This is a genomic window from Pseudomonas sp. (assembly GCF_048265905.1).
Taxonomy (GTDB): Bacteria; Pseudomonadota; Gammaproteobacteria; order Pseudomonadales; family Pseudomonadaceae; genus Aquipseudomonas.
Genome location: NZ_JBLXAP010000001.1, coordinates 450,592 through 466,122 on the forward strand (window position 1 = coordinate 450,592; position 15,531 = coordinate 466,122).

At 53.5% G+C, this 15,531-nt stretch carries 17 protein-coding genes and 1 other RNA gene; 7 read left to right on the forward strand and 11 right to left on the reverse strand.

The genetic code is table 11. The annotated features are described in order from the left end of the window. Positions 1–2: 2 nt before the first annotated feature. The 3 genes from mraZ to rsmI all read right to left on the reverse strand — a co-directional run bounded on the left by mraZ (position 3) and on the right by rsmI (position 2,193). Positions 3–458 (reverse strand): division/cell wall cluster transcriptional repressor MraZ, encoded by a 456-nt coding sequence (mraZ, locus tag ACN0UH_RS02115; RefSeq protein WP_087518065.1) that lies wholly within the window; start codon positions 456–458, stop codon positions 3–5. Positions 459–770: 312 nt separating this feature from the next. Next, positions 771–1,128, reverse strand: an RNA gene (gene rnpB / locus ACN0UH_RS02120) — RNase P RNA component class A. A 159-nt stretch (positions 1,129–1,287) separates the two neighbouring features. Further along, positions 1,288–2,193: a 16S rRNA (cytidine(1402)-2'-O)-methyltransferase gene (rsmI, locus tag ACN0UH_RS02125; protein ID WP_417660499.1), complete on the reverse strand. Its 906-nt coding sequence runs from the start codon at positions 2,191–2,193 to the stop codon at positions 1,288–1,290. Positions 2,194–2,428: 235 nt separating this feature from the next. On the opposite strand from rsmI, the gene ACN0UH_RS02130 reads away from it, so the two are divergent. The 4 genes from ACN0UH_RS02130 to ACN0UH_RS02145 all read left to right on the forward strand — a co-directional run bounded on the left by ACN0UH_RS02130 (position 2,429) and on the right by ACN0UH_RS02145 (position 5,817). Then, complete coding sequence (locus ACN0UH_RS02130; protein WP_417660500.1) at positions 2,429–4,240, forward strand: penicillin-binding protein activator; 1,812 nt, start codon at positions 2,429–2,431, stop codon at positions 4,238–4,240. Beyond that, positions 4,233–4,607 (forward strand): YraN family protein, encoded by a 375-nt coding sequence (locus ACN0UH_RS02135; protein ID WP_417660501.1) that lies wholly within the window; start codon positions 4,233–4,235, stop codon positions 4,605–4,607. Before ACN0UH_RS02130 ends, ACN0UH_RS02135 begins: the two co-directional genes overlap by 8 nt. 86 nt (positions 4,608–4,693) lie before the next feature. Further along, positions 4,694–5,287: a phosphoheptose isomerase gene (locus tag ACN0UH_RS02140; protein WP_087518069.1), complete on the forward strand. Its 594-nt coding sequence runs from the start codon at positions 4,694–4,696 to the stop codon at positions 5,285–5,287. After that, on the forward strand, positions 5,284–5,817 hold the full coding sequence (locus ACN0UH_RS02145; protein ID WP_417660502.1) for a BON domain-containing protein: 534 nt from the start codon (positions 5,284–5,286) through the stop codon (positions 5,815–5,817). Before ACN0UH_RS02140 ends, ACN0UH_RS02145 begins: the two co-directional genes overlap by 4 nt. Positions 5,818–5,876: 59 nt before the next feature. On the opposite strand, the gene ACN0UH_RS02150 is transcribed toward ACN0UH_RS02145, so the two are convergent. The 7 genes from ACN0UH_RS02150 to rplM all read right to left on the reverse strand — a co-directional run bounded on the left by ACN0UH_RS02150 (position 5,877) and on the right by rplM (position 10,687). Then, entirely contained in the window at positions 5,877–6,290 is a 414-nt protein-coding gene (locus ACN0UH_RS02150; protein ID WP_417660503.1) for a ClpXP protease specificity-enhancing factor, read from the reverse strand. A gap of 17 nt (positions 6,291–6,307) precedes the next feature. Next, positions 6,308–6,925, reverse strand: coding sequence for a glutathione S-transferase N-terminal domain-containing protein (locus ACN0UH_RS02155; protein ID WP_417660504.1), 618 nt, complete (start codon positions 6,923–6,925; stop codon positions 6,308–6,310). Positions 6,926–7,013: 88 nt separating this feature from the next. Further along, positions 7,014–7,793: a cytochrome c1 gene (locus tag ACN0UH_RS02160; protein ID WP_417660505.1), complete on the reverse strand. Its 780-nt coding sequence runs from the start codon at positions 7,791–7,793 to the stop codon at positions 7,014–7,016. Next, complete coding sequence (locus ACN0UH_RS02165; protein WP_339511361.1) at positions 7,793–9,004, reverse strand: cytochrome bc complex cytochrome b subunit; 1,212 nt, start codon at positions 9,002–9,004, stop codon at positions 7,793–7,795. Before ACN0UH_RS02165 ends, ACN0UH_RS02160 begins: the two co-directional genes overlap by 1 nt. Further along, positions 9,004–9,597 (reverse strand): ubiquinol-cytochrome c reductase iron-sulfur subunit, encoded by a 594-nt coding sequence (petA, locus tag ACN0UH_RS02170; RefSeq protein ID WP_339511363.1) that lies wholly within the window; start codon positions 9,595–9,597, stop codon positions 9,004–9,006. The genes ACN0UH_RS02165 and petA overlap by 1 nt, the downstream gene beginning before the upstream one ends. 254 nt (positions 9,598–9,851) lie before the next feature. Beyond that, positions 9,852–10,244: a 30S ribosomal protein S9 gene (rpsI, locus tag ACN0UH_RS02175; protein ID WP_417660506.1), complete on the reverse strand. Its 393-nt coding sequence runs from the start codon at positions 10,242–10,244 to the stop codon at positions 9,852–9,854. 14 nt (positions 10,245–10,258) lie between these two features. Then, on the reverse strand, positions 10,259–10,687 hold the full coding sequence (rplM, locus tag ACN0UH_RS02180; RefSeq protein WP_069897891.1) for a 50S ribosomal protein L13: 429 nt from the start codon (positions 10,685–10,687) through the stop codon (positions 10,259–10,261). A 249-nt stretch (positions 10,688–10,936) separates the two neighbouring features. Here rplM and ACN0UH_RS02185 point away from each other — a divergent pair, with 249 nt between their 5' ends. Further along, positions 10,937–11,974, forward strand: coding sequence for an NADP(H)-dependent aldo-keto reductase (locus tag ACN0UH_RS02185; RefSeq protein WP_417660507.1), 1,038 nt, complete (start codon positions 10,937–10,939; stop codon positions 11,972–11,974). Positions 11,975–12,044: 70 nt separating this feature from the next. Here ACN0UH_RS02185 and ACN0UH_RS02190 read toward each other — a convergent pair whose 3' ends face one another. After that, positions 12,045–13,181: an acyl-CoA dehydrogenase family protein gene (locus ACN0UH_RS02190; protein WP_417660508.1), complete on the reverse strand. Its 1,137-nt coding sequence runs from the start codon at positions 13,179–13,181 to the stop codon at positions 12,045–12,047. A gap of 340 nt (positions 13,182–13,521) precedes the next feature. Here ACN0UH_RS02190 and ACN0UH_RS02195 point away from each other — a divergent pair, with 340 nt between their 5' ends. Together ACN0UH_RS02195 and ACN0UH_RS02200 are read left to right on the forward strand one after the other, a co-directional pair. Further along, a complete protein-coding gene (locus ACN0UH_RS02195; RefSeq protein WP_417660704.1) occupies positions 13,522–14,427 on the forward strand; it encodes a GlxA family transcriptional regulator in 906 nt (301 codons plus the stop codon). A 110-nt stretch (positions 14,428–14,537) separates the two neighbouring features. After that, the gene (locus ACN0UH_RS02200; RefSeq protein WP_417660509.1) at positions 14,538–15,512 is read left to right on the forward strand and encodes a hypothetical protein; all 975 of its coding nucleotides are present in this window, start codon (positions 14,538–14,540) and stop codon (positions 15,510–15,512) included. The last annotated feature ends 19 nt before the right edge of the window (positions 15,513–15,531 follow it).

Genomic DNA, 15,531 nt, shown 5'->3' on the forward strand with positions numbered 1-15,531 from the left:
AGTCACAGGATCAAGTCACGTAGATCGTCAGACAAAGCACCCGGTTGCTTAATGGCTGCCAAATCGGCGTCTGCCACTGCATTCCAGGAGTCTTCATCCCACAATTGAAATTTATTGAGTTGGCCGACCAACATGGCGCGCTTGTCCAGCTTGGCGTATTCGCGCAAGCGTGGCGGCACCAGAAAGCGACCGCTGGCATCAAGCTCAAGGTCAACCGCATTACCGATCAACAAGCGCTGCAAACGACGGTTTTCTTCACGGAAAGAGGCCAACTCACGAAGTTTGGCTTCAATCAGCTCCCACTCGGGTAGCGGATACACACATAAACAAGGGTCAATCGCATCAATCGTGATAATTAACTGGCCAGCACAGCGCGACACGAGCTCGTCCCGATACCTGCTTGGCATCGCGAGTCGACCTTTTGCGTCGAGACTTATGGTGTTGGCTCCACGAAACACGATTGCGTTTCCCCTTGTTATTTAGCTATCCATGCCCAAAAAACCCACTTTCCGCCACTTCTTACCACCTGCGCACACTATAGGAACGCGCATACCCCACCGTCAAGGTGCTTAAACAGGGAAAAACCCTTATAGAACGGAGATTTAGCGAATTTTACGAAGGTGGGAGAACAGCTTTAGCCGACATTCAAAGACTAAATATCAGCACACACACATAGCTGCGCTTCAAACTTAAAGTAGTTTGTTAAGAGTAAGATTATTTAGGTATTAGAATCGCAAGGAAGAACACCAAGCGTACTACTAGAAAGAAAGGTGGAGAGTCGATCTGTAAGCCGGGTTCTGTCGAGGACAGTCATTCCTCTACGACGCACATCACTGTACGCCTTTAGCAACCTACCCGGTTTCAGCGCGGGCCACGCCAATGAAACCCTATTTGGTCTTGCTCCGAGTGGGGTTTGCCTAGCCACGGACTGTTACCAGCCGTGCGGTGCGCTCTTACCGCACCTTTTCACCCTTACCGGCGCCGAAACGCTTAGGCGGTTATTTTCTGTGGCACTTTCCGTAGGCTCACGCCTCCCAGGCATTACCTGGCACTCCGCCCTATGGAGCCCGGACTTTCCTCCCCCGCACCTCGTAAACGAAGCACAGCAGCGACTGTCCGATCGACTCTCCGCCGCATAGGGTAATTGCACTTGCACATTAGAACAAGCGTAACCGAGCACCGGCGCGGCAAAAACCCAAATATCGACGGTAAAATCAGCAATCAAGCGCGCCGAAAATGGCGACTCAAACTCCATGCACAACCGTCCAAACGACACGCCCGAGCCAGTTACTCTTCAGCCTGTCGCTCCAGCGCCAGTTGATAAAGCAGATTCTTTCGCACGCCGGTAATTTCAGCCGCCAAAGCCGCCGCTCGCTTCAACGGCATCTCTTTTAACAGCAAATCAAGCACCCGCACCGCCTCGGCACTGACAGCCGCCTCACCTTCAGGCGCCTGCCAGCCCGCGACCAATACCACACATTCGCCACGCTGCTGATTTGCATCTGCCGCAACCCACGCACTCAGCTCGGCCAATGGTAAACCTTTGAGGGTCTCAAAGGTTTTGGTCAGCTCACGAGCCAACAATGCCGGACGCTCATCACCAAAGATCGAACGCATATCTTCGAGACATTCAGCAATTCGGTGTGGCGCCTCATAAAAGATCAGCGTGCGCGGCTCTTCTTTAACCTGCTCCAGGCGTGAGCGACGTCCCACCGACTTAGCAGGCAAGAAGCCCTCGAAAATAAAGCGATCAGACGGCAACCCGGCAGCCGACAGCGCAGCAATTAATGCGCACGCACCCGGCACCGGCACCACCGCAACACCCGCAGCACGCGCTTGACGAACGAGGTGATAACCAGGATCGGAAATCAATGGCGTGCCCGCATCAGAAATCAACGCGACGTCTTCCCCCGCCTGCAATCGCTGTAGAAATTTACCGCCATGGTCACGTTCATTATGCTCATGACAGGCCGCCAGTGGCGTTGTCAGACCAAAGTGTTGCATCAAGCGCGCCGAATGCCGGGTATCCTCGGCGGCAATAAGTGCCACTTCAGCCAGGATCTTCAAAGCACGACTACTTATGTCTTCAAGGTTACCAATTGGCGTTGCAACCACATAAAGCGTGCCCAAACCTGAACTCAACGCATCTGTAGAAGTCACTGCACACGCCTCATTTATCACTAAAACGCGCATTGTAGCCCGTTTATGGAATCTTCTGAAAAAAGTAGCGAGCGACGGGAGTACAAGGCGAAAAGGTGCGAAAAAGCGCAGTTTAGTTGTCCTAAATGAGCATTTTGAGCAGTTTTTCAACGCAGTAATACCTAGCGCAGTAGTTTTTAAGAGATTCCATAGCGCTGCCGACATCGCACCTTCGGCATAGCTTGGGTACAATTCACCCCTCATTTGATCAAGTATCAGGAACGCTTACATGATCGCCCGCCTGCGTCCGCTTCTCCTCCTTTGCTTAGTCGGCTTGCTTGCCGCCTGCGCCAGCTCATCAAACTCTGTCGGTGAACTACCACGCACACCTCAAGCCAGCATCGAGCAATTGCTCCAGCAGGCTGGAGATGCGCAGACCGAAGAAGCCAATTTATTGCGCCTGTCTGCAGCAGACCTGGCATACAAACAAAAGGATATTGGCCGCTCCAGCAGCATTCTGGAACAAGTCCAGCTTGAAACACTCAAACCAGCCCAACAGATATTCGCCAGCACCCTTTCTGCCGAGTTGGCATTGGCACGGAAAAACCCCAAGGCCGCCCTGCAAGCGCTCAGCCATCCAAGCTTCGAGCGTCTCGGCGAGCTTCCGGTCGAGCAACAGATCCGCAGCCAGCTGACCCGCGCCAAAGCACTTGAGCAAGACGGCCAATTGCTTGCCGCAGCCCGTGAGCGCATCTACATCGCGCCCCTGCTTAGCGATGCAACAGCCGCAAGCAACCATGAAGCGATCTGGGCTCTGGTCTCACGCCTGCCTGCAGACCAGCTGCAAACCACCGGCGATGCCGACCTGACGGGCTGGCTGGCACTTGCCAGCGCGTCGAAAAGCGCGGCAACTCTAGAACAGCAGCAAGCCGCAATTGATAACTGGGTCGCCACTCACCCAGCCCACCCGGCAGCCGTGCAATTACCCAAGCCCCTGCAAGACCTGAAGCAACTGTCGAGCGAGCCAATTGGCCAGATTGCCCTGCTCCTGCCCCAAGAAGGCAAGCTGTCCAGCGTGGGCCGAGCCTTACGCGACGGCTTCATGGCCGCGTACTATCAAGCCCAGCAAGCGGGTGAAACCCTACCGGACGTACAGGTTTATGACAGCTCGCGCATCAGCTCCATGGACAGTTTCTACCAACAGGCGCAAAGCGCCGGCGTACAGCTGGTTGTTGGACCACTGGAAAAACAACTGGTAACCCAACTCAGCAGCCGCGAACAACTGCCCATCACTACCCTGGCCCTGAACTACAGCCAAAGCGAACAAGAAAGTCCACCTCAACTGTTCCAGTTTGGCTTGGCCGCTGAAGATGAGGCACGCGAAGCAGCACGCCGCGCCTGGTCTGACGGCATGCGCCGCGCAATCGCGCTTGCGCCGAGCGGTGACTGGGGCAATCGCGTTTTAGCAGCGTTCCGCCAGAGCTGGGAAGCCCAAGGCGGCGAGCTACTTGCAGCACAGAGCATTGCTCAACCGGTTGAACTGGCCCAGCAAATTGGCAAGCTTCTGCAGCTTCGCCAAAGCGAAGCGCGCAGCCAGAGCATCGAGGAAAAGCTTGGCTCCGAAGTCGCCGCACAACCTTCACGCCGCCAGGATGTTGACTTCATGTTCCTTGCAGCCACACCTCAGCAGGCCCAACAAATCAAACCTACGCTGGTATTCCAGTACGCAGGTGATATGCCGGTCTACGCCACATCAACGCTCAACAGCGGCGTATACAACCAGGCCCAGTATCTGGACATGGAAGGCATCCAGTTCTCCGAAACGCCCTGGATGCTCAACACCGAAGACCCAACTCGCCAACTCGTGGTCAGCCAATGGCCGCAAGCCGGTGGCAGCCTTGGCCGCCTTTATGCAATGGGTGCAGACGCCTTCACGCTCGCGCCGCGCCTGGAGCAACTGAAAGCCCTGCCAAGCACACGCATTGACGGCCTGACCGGCAGCCTCAGCCTTGGCCCCGACCAGCGAATTGAACGCCAATTACCCTGGGCACAATTCACTGGCGGCCAGATCCAGCGCCTGCCCGACACCCCGCTTGATTGATCGCACCAGCAGCAAAAGCAGCGGCAACGCTGCTGAGGCCATCGCGCGTCAACACCTTGAAAGACACGGCCTGCGCCTCATCGCTAAAAACTGGAGGTGCAGGCGTGGCGAGCTTGATCTGGTCATGCTCGACACCGATACAGTAGTATTTGTCGAAGTTCGCTACCGTCACCACAAAGCTTGGGGCGGTGCAGCAGAAAGCGTCGACACCCGCAAGCGCAACAAACTCACGCAAGCGGCCATGTCTTTTCTGCAGCAAGAATCACGCTGGAACCAATACCCCTGCCGCTTTGACGTCGTCGCCATAAGCGCAGACAGCAAAGACAAATTGCAATTGAATTGGATTAAAAACGCGTTTGATACGTGAACCCCTTAACCATTCATGGTCACAATAAGGCAGCACCCTGACCCATTTATATTTCTGCACCCGCAAAACTTAAGGTGACATCTTCGATGGACATGCAAGCCCGTATTCACCAGTTATTCCAAGCCAGCATTGACACTAAACAGCAGGCAATGGAAGTCCTTGCGCCACTCATCGAGCAAGGCAGCATGGCGATGGTTAACGCCCTGCTGAACGAGGGCAAAATCCTCTCATGCGGCAATGGCGGATCAGCTGGCGATGCTCAGCACTTTTCTTCCGAGCTACTCAATCGCTTTGAACGAGAGCGGCCTAGCCTGCCAGCAATTGCATTGACCACCGATAGCTCGACAATCACCTCGATTGCCAATGATTACAGCTATAACGAGATTTTCTCCAAACAAATACGCGCGCTAGGCCAGCCTGGAGACGTGCTCTTGGCAATCTCCACCAGCGGCAACTCGGCCAACGTTATCCAGGCCATTCAGGCTGCGCATGACCGTGAAATGACGGTAGTAGCACTCACTGGCCGCGACGGAGGCAATATGGCCTCACTATTATTGCCAGAGGACGTAGAAATCCGCGTCCCGGCACAATCCACCGCACGCATACAGGAAGTCCACCTTCTGACCATCCACTGCTTGTGCGACCTTATCGACAGCCTACTATTTGGGAGTGAAGAATGATCCGTTCACCACTGACTATTGCAGCATTGGCGCTTACCCTTTTGGTTAGCGGCTGCAGCAACCGCAGCATCGGCAACTCAATTGACGACAAGCTGCTCGATCCTGACGTACGTAGCGCAGTACAGAAAGCCAGCCCTGACCTGACCAGCCCGACTTCGCATATCGTTGTCAGCAGCTACAACGGCATCGTCCTTTTGGCCGGGCAAACCCCGCGCGAAGAACTCAAGCAAACGGCCGAAAAAGCAGCCAACAGCGTTCAAGGCGTGAAAAAGGTTTATAACGAGCTGCAAATTCTGCCGCCGACTTCGCTGATCGCGCGCAGTAACGATTCGTTGCTAACCGCACAAATCAAGACTGAAATGCTCGCCAACAGCAACGTACCCAGCACCAACATCAAGGTGATCACCGAGAACGGCATTGTTTACCTGCTCGGTCTGGTAACGCGTCAGGAAGCCCAGAGCGCCACGCAAGTGGTACAGGGCGTGTCAGGTGTACAGAAAGTCATCATGCTGTTCCAGTACATCAACTAGTATCGTACGGGCACAAAAAAGGCGATCTTCGGATCGCCTTTTTATTTGCTTCGTGGTCGCTATTTCACAACCTTCAAGCTTGGTCTACCACTTGGACGTGGCGGATCAGTCTCAGGCGGCCCCTGATCTTCAGGACCCTCAACTACTTCTTCATCAGCCGCCGGCGCCTCCAAATCAAAGACCATGCCCTGACCGTTTTCCCTTGCGTAAACAGCAAGAATCGACGGCCCAGGTACGTATAGCGTATGCGCCACACCACCAAAGCGCCCCTCAAAACTCACTGCCTCGTTATCCATATGCAAGTGACGAACTGCACTGGGCGACACATTGAGCACAATCTGCCCATCACTGGCAAAACCCGACGGCACTTGCACGCCCGGATACTCAGCATTCACCAACAAGTGTGGAGTGCAGTCGTTATCAACGATCCACTCATACAGAGCACGAACCAGATAGGGACGACTCGAGTTCATAGGTCTCTCCTCGCGCGTTAACGCATATCACGCTCAACCGTGGACAGGCTGGCCTGGAAGGCCTCACGGGCGAACTGCCGCTCCATATATTCGAGCAGCGGTTTAGCAGGTTTTTGCAACTCAATACCCAACACCGGCAGACGCCATAGAATTGGCAACAAGCAACAGTCTACCAAGCTCAGCTCATCACTGAGAAAGTAAGGCTTGTCGACAAACAACGGAGACACACCCGTCAGGCTCTCACGCAGCTCCTTGCGCGCTTGCACGCGGGCTGGCTCTTTACTGCGCGGATCAAGAATCAAGTCAACCAAGGCACACCAGTCGCGCTGGATGCGATGAATCAACAAACGACTGTTGGCACGAGCTACCGGATAAACCGGCAACAGTGGCGGGTGCGGATAACGCTCATCCAAGTATTCCATTACCACAGTCGACTCATACAACGCCAAATCACGATCAACCAGAGTCGGCAAGCTGGCGTAAGGATTCACCTCAAGCAGCTTCGGCGGGTAACGACCCGGCTCGACAGTGATGATCTCGGCGCTGACACCCTTCTCGGCGAGCACAATACGTACGCGGTGGGAATAGTGGTCGGCGGGGTCGGAGTAACAGGCCAACCGATTGGTCACGCCCATGGCGGTCCTCCTCGCTTATAAAGTTATATGAAGCAGAAAAACCTGCGCGCCCAGTAGGGCGCGCAGGTCAACAGCAGACAAATGCAGATTAATGCACGTCCTTCCAGTATTCACGCTTCAACAAGTAAGCAAATACAAAGAAGAAGGCAAGATACAGCAGAACGTAGGTGCCGATACGCTGACTTTCCAGTTTTACCGGATTTGCCGAGTAAGCAAGGAAGGTCACCAGGTTCCTGACCTTCTCATCAAACTCTTCTTCTGACAGCGAACCGGTTTTAGGCTCGACAACCAGTTGATCACAAGCTTTATGGGTAATCGGAGTACCGGTCAACGGATCGTATTGCTTCTTACCATCCTCGACCACCTGAACCTGCTTGCAGCCCATGTATTGACGACCCTGCAATCCAACCAGAACGTTAGGCATGCCGACATTATGGAAAACGGTGTTGTTTGCACCCATTGGACGACTAGGGTCTTCGTAGAAGCTAAGCAGATAGCTGTACAACCAATCATTACCACGCACACGTGCAACCAGAGTCAGATCCGGCGGCGCAGCGCCGAACCAGCCCTTGGCATCTTCAGAGCGCATGCTGCTCTGCATGTGATCACCGATCTTACCGCCAGTGAAAACAAGGTTTTCGAGCATGACTTCGTGCGGAACACCAATATCATCGGCAACACGCTCATAACGCTGGAACTTAGCGCCGTGACAACCCATGCAATAGTTTGCAAAGGTTCGCGCACCATCTTGCATAGCAGCTTTATCTGTCAGATCGACATCGATCTTGTGCGGGAGAGCTCCCCCAGCACTTGCGAAAGCGAATACCGGCAGCAACGCCATGATCATTGCAGCAAATAGTTTTTTCATCAGCCAGTCACCCTTTCCGGAACCGGTTTGGTTTTTTCCATCCTGGTGTAGAACGGCATCAGAATGAAGTACGCGAAATACAGGAAAGTACAAATCTGCGAGATCAACGTACGCGTTGGGTTCGGCGCCAACACCCCCAGAACACCAAGGATGACGAACGAGATGCAGAACACCAGCAGCCAGATCTTACTCAACCAACCTTTGTAGCGCATCGATTTGACAGGACTACGGTCCAGCCAAGGCAACACGAACAACACAGCGATGGCTGCACCCATGGCGATTACGCCCAGGAGCTTGTCAGGAACGGCCCGAAGAATTGCGTAGAACGGCGTGAAGTACCAAACCGGGGCAATGTGTTCTGGGGTCTTGAATGCGTTAGCCACTTCAAAGTTTGGCTTCTCAAGGAAGTAGCCACCCATTTCAGGGAAGAAGAAGATAATCGCGCAGAAGACAAACAGGAACACCACGACACCCACGATGTCTTTCACTGTGTAGTACGGATGGAACGGGATGCCATCAAGAGGAATGCCGTTTTCATCTTTCTTTTTCTTGATGTCCACGCCATCCGGGTTGTTAGAACCGACTTCATGCAACGCCAGAATATGCAGGACAACCAGACCGAGAATCACAATCGGTAGGGCCACAACATGCAAGGCGAAGAAGCGGTTCAGAGTGATCCCGGAAATCAGGTAGTCACCACGAATCCACTGAGTCAGGTCGTCACCGATAACCGGGATCGCGCCGAACAGCGAGATAATTACCTGGGCGCCCCAGTATGACATCTGACCCCACGGCAACAGATAACCCATGAAGGCTTCAGCCATCAGTGCCAGATAAATCAGCATACCGAAGACCCAAACCAGCTCACGAGGCTTCTGATATGAGCCGTACAGCAGGCCGCGGAACATATGCAGATAGACTACAACAAAGAATGCCGAAGCACCGGTTGAGTGCATCAGACGGATGATCCAACCATAGTCGACATCACGCATGATGTATTCGACCGAAGCAAACGCTTCTTCAGCTGACGGCGTGTAGCTCATGGTCAGCCAAACACCCGTCAGTATCTGGTTTACCAGAACCAACAGGGCCAACGAGCCAAAAAAGTAGAAGAAATTGAAGTTCTTCGGTGCGTAGTACTTGCTGAGGTGGTCTTCCCACATTTTTGTGGCGGGAAAGCGGGCGTCAACCCATTCCATGAACTTGCTCATCAAGCTTTCTCCTGATCCACGCCAACGGTGACAATGTCATCCGAGTCATATGAATATGGCGGCACTGGCAGATTCAACGGAGCAGGCTGCGACTTGTATACGCGACCCGCCAAGTCATAGTGCGAACCATGGCAAGGGCAGAAATAGCCGCCCAACCAATCTGGTCCCAAATCTGCCGGTGCAACTTCTGGACGGAAAGTCGGCGAGCAACCCAAGTGCGTGCAAATACCAACAAGGATCAGTATTTCCGGCTTGATCGAACGAGTCACCGGATCCACATACTCAGGCTGTACAGAGGCCTTCGACTCAGGGTCTGCCACGCGGTCATTGAGTTTGGTCAGGTTACCGAGAATTTCCTCAGTGCGGCGCACGATAAACACCGGCTGCCCCCGCCATTCAGCAATCATCTGCTGCCCCGGCTCGACCTTGCTTACGTTCACCTTCACAGGTGCACCGGCAGCCTTGGCCTTAGCGCTTGGGAACCATGACCCCACGAACGGGACCGCGGCACCCACCGCTCCTGCAGCACCCACCACAGAGGTGGCCGCTACGAGGAAGCGACGCCGGCCTGCATTCACGCCGTCATTGCTCATTCAGTCGTCTCCCATCAGCTTTGTGGCCTGTTATTCAGGCCTATACTAAGTAAAATTCTGGTCGCGCAAAAAATTCGCCAAATGGTAAAGAAAAGCCCCTTTTGTGACAAGGTTAATTACCCCAGCAAAAGCTCTAAACACCTTAGCACGCGCGCAATCCATGTATGCGTCACGATGTCGCAGACTAGTTTAGCACCCATAAAAAACGCCCAGCTCCGAAAGGAAACTGGGCGCTTTTGAACGCAAGTAGCGAATTAACGCTTCGAGTACTGCGGACGCTTACGCGCTTTACGCAGACCAACCTTCTTACGTTCAACTTCACGAGCATCACGAGTCACGAAGCCTGCTTTACGCAGAGCCGGACGCAGAGTTTCGTCATAATCCATCAATGCACGAGTGATACCGTGGCGGATAGCGCCAGCTTGACCACTTACACCACCGCCAACGACGGTAACGAAGATGTCAAACTTTTCGGTCATCTCGGTCAGTTCCAGCGGCTGACGAACTACCATGCGGGCAGTTTCGCGACCGAAGAACGTATCAAGAGTGCGATTGTTGATAGAGATACTGCCGTTACCCGGACGCAGGAAAACGCGTGCGGTTGCAGTTTTGCGACGGCCAGTGCCGTAATTTTGAGTCGCCGACATAATGAACTATTCCGTTAAATCTTCAGTTCTTGGGGCTGCTGAGCAGTATGAGGGTGAGCAGCGCCCGCATAGACTTTCAGCTTACGGTACATGTCGCGACCCAACGGGTTCTTCGGCAGCATGCCTTTAACCGCGGTCTCGATCACGCGTTCTGGCGCCTTGGCGATCAACTTTTCGAAGTTGATCGACTTGATGCCACCCGGGAAACCGGAGTGAGAGTAATACATTTTATCGGTAGTCTTGGCACCGGTAACACGTACCTGCTCAGCATTGATTACGACGATGTAGTCGCCAGTATCAACGTGCGGAGTGTACTCAGGTTTGTGCTTGCCACGCAGACGAGTAGCGATTTCGGTAGCCAGACGACCCAGGGTCTGACCAGCAGCGTCGACGACAAACCAGTCGCGCTTAACTGTTTCTGGTTTAGCAGTAAAAGTTTTCATTCTTTATAGCCTCAGGGGCCGCCCTGATAAATAAGACGGCGGATCTTACTGAATAGTGCGTACTTTGACAAGGTCAAAGGCAGCCGGAGACAGACGCTATCGGGGGCTCGGGTCAGCGCGTCCGTTACACGGCAAGATTTCTTCGGCAGACGGCGCATCACTTCCACTGCAGAAAGAGCTGCGCAATTATGCAGATTGCGAAAAAATTAGCAACCTGATTGTATAACTCTTTTTCCAGAGGACGAAGTAATGGATTTTCGCAAACTAGGCAAAACAGACATCTCAGTTAGCGCCATATGCCTAGGAACCATGACGTGGGGCGAGCAGAACACCCGCGACGAGGGCTTCGCGCAGATTGAGCGAGCCAAGGCTTACGGCGTCAACTTTATCGACACCGCTGAAATGTACCCCGTGCCGCCGCGAGCGGAAACCTACAGCAAGACTGAGCAGATCATCGGTGAATACTTTGCCAAAACCGGCGATCGCGCAGACTGGGTCCTGGCCAGCAAGATCAGCGGACCCGGCAATGGCATCGACTATATTCGTGACGGCAAGCTCAAACACAACCGCGAGCACATCACCGCGGCAGTGGACGCAAGCCTTAAACGTCTGCAAACCGACTGGATCGACCTCTATCAGTTGCATTGGCCTGAGCGCCCGACCAATTTCTTCGGCCAACTCGACTACAAGCATCAAGACACCGACTTCACGCCACTGGAAGAGGTGCTCGAAGCGCTCGACGAACAGGTCAAAGCAGGCAAGATCCGCCACATTGGCCTATCCAATGAAACACCATGGGGCACCATGAAGTTTCTCGAGTTGGCTGAAAATCGCGGCTGGCCGCGCAGTGTGTCGATCCAAAACCCGTATAACTTACTCAACCGTAGCTTTGAAGTAGGCCTTGCTGAAATTGCAATTCGCGAACAGTGCGGCTTACTGGCTTACTCGCCACTGGCATTTGGCATGCTCTCAGGCAAATACGCCAACGGGGCACGCCCCGAAGGTGCACGCCTGAGCCTGTTCAGCCGTTTCGCTCGCTACAGCAGCTCTGAATCCGAGTCTGCCTGTGCGCGCTATGTTGCCTTGGCCCAGGAACACAATCTCGACCCTGCGCAAATGGCGCTGGCATTTGTCACCTCTCGGGCTTTTGTCACCAGCAACATCATCGGTGCAACATCGATAGAACAACTGGAAAGCAACCTTAAAAGCAGCGAAATCACGCTATCTAGCGAAGTACTTACAGAAATCGACGCCATTCACAAATCGCAACCCAACCCCGCGCCGTAGGTCTCCGCTTTAATCCAGCCCAATAAAAATCCCGGCAAGAGCCGGGATTTTTTCTATTACAGCGCCATGTTTAAAGCGAGCGCGCAATAATCTCTTTCATGATTTCATTGGTGCCAGCATAAATCCGCTGCACCCGAGCATCTGCCCATGCCCGCGCAACTGGATATTCCCACATATAGCCATAGCCACCATGCAGTTGCACGCACTCATCGAGCACTTTGCACTGCAAATCCGTACCCCAATATTTGAGCATTGCCGCCGTTGGTACATCGAGTTTGCCCTGCAAATGCAGCTCAAGACAGCGATCAACAAATACTTTGCCGATCTGAATCTCGGTGGCCATTTCAGCCAATTTAAAACGGGTATTCTGAAAGTCAGCGACAGCTTTGCCGAACGCCTTGCGCTCACGCGTGTACTCAAGCGTCCACTGCAACGCGGCCTGAGCTGATGCCAGCGCACCAATTCCGACAGTAAGACGCTCCTGCGGCAGCTCCTGCATCAGATAAGCAAACCCCATCCCCGCTTGACCCAAAAGGTTTTCTTTCGGCACGCGGACATCCTGGAAAAATAGTTCAGAAGTGTCCTGAGCCTTCATTCCGACTTTTTCCAAGCGTTTACCTTTCGCGAAACCCGGCGTATTCGCCTCAACCAGGAACAAGCTGGTGCCTTTAGCGCCAGCCGCCGGATCGGTTTTAGCTACGACAACCACCAGGTCAGCGAGAAAGCCGTTAGTGATAAAGGTCTTTGAACCATTGATAACGTACTCATCACCATCGAGCACTGCAGTGGTTTTTACGCCCTGCAAATCCGAGCCCGCACCCGGTTCAGTCATGGCGATGGCCGTGACAATTTCACCAGTGACCATCTTCGGCAGATACTTTTGCTTTAGCGCTTCTGAGCCGTAATGCAGAATGTAAGGCGCAACAATATCCGAGTGCAGTGAAAAGCCAACTCCAGTCAATCCCAGCGCCCCTACTTCCTCAATCACTACAGCGCTATACAGAAAATCCGCACCGATACCGCCGTACTCCTCTGGAATGTGCGAACAAAGCATTCCAGCCTCACCCGCCTTGTTCCACAGCGCCCGATCGATATGGCCGTCCTTTTCCCACTGCGCATGAAAAGGCACCGCTTCCTGCTCAAAAAACTTGCGCACGCTGTCGCGAAAAAGTTCGTGGTCAGAGCTGTATATTGTTCTTGGAATCATGCTTGCACCTGATTGGTCATTGTATTGAGCGTGGTGAGACTTTAGGACAGTAGCCCCAATAGTCACACTGGACACAAGCGCCAAAAAATAAGACGATCAAGCCGTTACTTGACCAAATCGCCCCTAATGCAGCGCCAGCAAGTGACAATGATGACGCCCAGAAACACATTGGCCAGTGACCAAGCAAACCTGCCCTGCACTGCCCTAGCTAAACGCCGTATTAAATAAGAATAAATAAACCATGACGACTCAACACCCCACTCCGCTCAAGCGCGTGTGCATTTTGGCCACCACCGGTGTGTTCGCCTCAACCGTGCTGCAAGCCAAAGACTTCTTCCACATGGCCAGCCTGCGCCACGGCAAGCAGCAAGGCTTGGGCCTGACCCCAACTATTGAGATCCACTTAGTCAGTCCCGACGGCCTTCCTGTACGCAGTTTTAGTGACGTGATTATCCCCGTCGACAGCGGCCTCAAGCCGGCGGATGTAATCATCCTGCCTGCATTTTGGGATGATTTTGACGCCCTACGCCATCGCCATCCCAACGTACTCAACTGGCTTCAGGAGTGTCACGCGGCGGGCAGCGCTATTTGCGGGGAAGCCACTGGCGTTTTCTGGATGGCCCAGGCCGGACTGCTTGATGGCAAGGAGGCAACCACCTATTGGCGCTTCTTTGAAGAGTTCAGTGAGCGCTTCCCCAAAGTGCTCCTAAATCAGGACAAGCATTTGTCTGATGCCGACAATCTGTACTGCGCAGGCGGTGTCACATCAGCCTGCGACCTGTTCATTTACATGATCGAGCAGTTCTGCGGCGCCAGTGTTGCCCAAGGTGTGGCACGCGACATCCTATTTGAAGTGCAACGCAACTACACCCCGGGGCGCATTGGTTTTGGTGGTCAGAAGCTGCATCACGACCTGACCATCCTGCAAATTCAACAATGGCTTGAAGAACACTACGCCGACAAGTTCCGCTTTGAAGACGTCGCCCGCGAGCATGGCATGAGCATTCGCAACTTCATGCGTCGCTTCCAAAGTGCAACCGGTGATAAACCATTGCATTACCTGCAAAGGTTACGCATCGAAACAGCCAAAAGCCTACTCAGCGCCACCCGCAAGAGCATCAAGACTATTAGCTACGAAGTTGGTTATGACGACGCCAGTTTTTTTGCGCGCTTGTTTCGCCAGCACACAGACTTGTCACCCAACCTGTACCGTCGCCAGTTTCAACACAAAAACGGCCCCATCTAAGAAAGTGATCATTCCCAGCGCAAGCCATTGGATGGGTAGTCGTTAAAACACAGCGTCCTATGATCGGGGCAACCCTTGCAAGGGCCCCAAAATAACAATAGGACGCCCCAATGCGCAGCCTGCTTTTTGCTCTGTCCGTCTCTCTCGGCTTTCTCAGCTTCTCTGCCAATGCACAAGATGACTGGAAAACCTTCCCATACGATCAATCAGCTTTCGACTATTCCGGCGACAAACTACGCAAGGCGTGGCCACAGCTAACGCGCGGCTTTGGTAATAGCTATCCATTTCCTGATGAGCAATGGGTACTGAGCATGGTCACGCAGCACCCGCAAATATTATCCATACCCACAACCGATACGTTGACCCAAGGTACTCCCGAGGCGCTCGCCAGTGAGTACGCAGAAAAGCTTCAGGATGCTTGGCGCAGCATGTTTCGCGGTGACTTTGCCCAAGCCAAACAGCAAGGCATGGCCCTCGGTTTCGGCGGACAGATACCCGCAATGTTCTCGCAAGTGATCTACGCCATGTTTCTCGAAACGGATCAAGATGAGAAACACCGGCTACTTGAACAAGTAATCGACTTAACCGACAAAGCCGGTGACCTGGCAAAGCTCGACGTGGTTGCTCAGTTCGGCCGAATTTACGCTAAAGCCCGGCTCGGTGAAGAGCTGTCGATCCCCGTTACACTAAAACGTGGTTATAGCTCGCAGATTCCTGACGAGTTAGACGCCATTCTCAGTAAAGACCCACTGCAACCTTATGCGCTGGCTTTGTATGGAGGTTATCAAGCCGGGGTTATTCGTAAGGTTGGCTCAATGGTTGGCGGTCTTACTTATGGCGTCAGTACAGAAAAAATGGAAACCTACTTCAAGCGCTCCTTTGCGATCAGGAATGACCTGCCAATAGGTCATTATGAATATGCTAACGCGCTTACCTACGTATATGGCGACGAGGAAGACAGCAAAGCCTTGAAGCACCTGCAGCAAGCAGTGGCAATCACCCCGATAAGCGCCATGGAGTCACTGGAAATTGCCCACGCGAAAACGCTATTGGCAACCTTCAAGAAGCGTGTAGCAGGTAACTAAGGCTCTGTATGCCGGGCTT

Excerpts from the sequence above, each read along its gene's own strand:
- ACN0UH_RS02195 (WP_417660704.1), top strand. The coding sequence starts at position 13,522 with ATGGCCAGCCTGCGCCACGGCAAGCAGCAAGGCTTGGGCCTGACCCCA.
- rpsI (WP_417660506.1), bottom strand. The coding sequence starts at position 10,244 with ATGTCGGCGACTCAAAATTACGGCACTGGCCGTCGCAAAACTGCAACC.
- petA (WP_339511363.1), bottom strand. The coding sequence starts at position 9,597 with ATGAGCAATGACGGCGTGAATGCAGGCCGGCGTCGCTTCCTCGTAGCG.
- ACN0UH_RS02130 (WP_417660500.1), top strand. The coding sequence starts at position 2,429 with ATGATCGCCCGCCTGCGTCCGCTTCTCCTCCTTTGCTTAGTCGGCTTG.
- ACN0UH_RS02140 (WP_087518069.1), top strand. The coding sequence starts at position 4,694 with ATGGACATGCAAGCCCGTATTCACCAGTTATTCCAAGCCAGCATTGAC.
- ACN0UH_RS02190 (WP_417660508.1), bottom strand. The coding sequence starts at position 13,181 with ATGATTCCAAGAACAATATACAGCTCTGACCACGAACTTTTTCGCGAC.
- ACN0UH_RS02150 (WP_417660503.1), bottom strand. The coding sequence starts at position 6,290 with ATGAACTCGAGTCGTCCCTATCTGGTTCGTGCTCTGTATGAGTGGATC.
- ACN0UH_RS02160 (WP_417660505.1), bottom strand. The coding sequence starts at position 7,793 with ATGAAAAAACTATTTGCTGCAATGATCATGGCGTTGCTGCCGGTATTC.
- ACN0UH_RS02145 (WP_417660502.1), top strand. The coding sequence starts at position 5,284 with ATGATCCGTTCACCACTGACTATTGCAGCATTGGCGCTTACCCTTTTG.
- ACN0UH_RS02165 (WP_339511361.1), bottom strand. The coding sequence starts at position 9,004 with ATGAGCAAGTTCATGGAATGGGTTGACGCCCGCTTTCCCGCCACAAAA.
- ACN0UH_RS02155 (WP_417660504.1), bottom strand. The coding sequence starts at position 6,925 with ATGGGCGTGACCAATCGGTTGGCCTGTTACTCCGACCCCGCCGACCAC.
- ACN0UH_RS02200 (WP_417660509.1), top strand. The coding sequence starts at position 14,538 with ATGCGCAGCCTGCTTTTTGCTCTGTCCGTCTCTCTCGGCTTTCTCAGC.
- ACN0UH_RS02185 (WP_417660507.1), top strand. The coding sequence starts at position 10,937 with ATGGATTTTCGCAAACTAGGCAAAACAGACATCTCAGTTAGCGCCATA.
- rsmI (WP_417660499.1), bottom strand. The coding sequence starts at position 2,193 with ATGCGCGTTTTAGTGATAAATGAGGCGTGTGCAGTGACTTCTACAGAT.
- rplM (WP_069897891.1), bottom strand. The coding sequence starts at position 10,687 with ATGAAAACTTTTACTGCTAAACCAGAAACAGTTAAGCGCGACTGGTTT.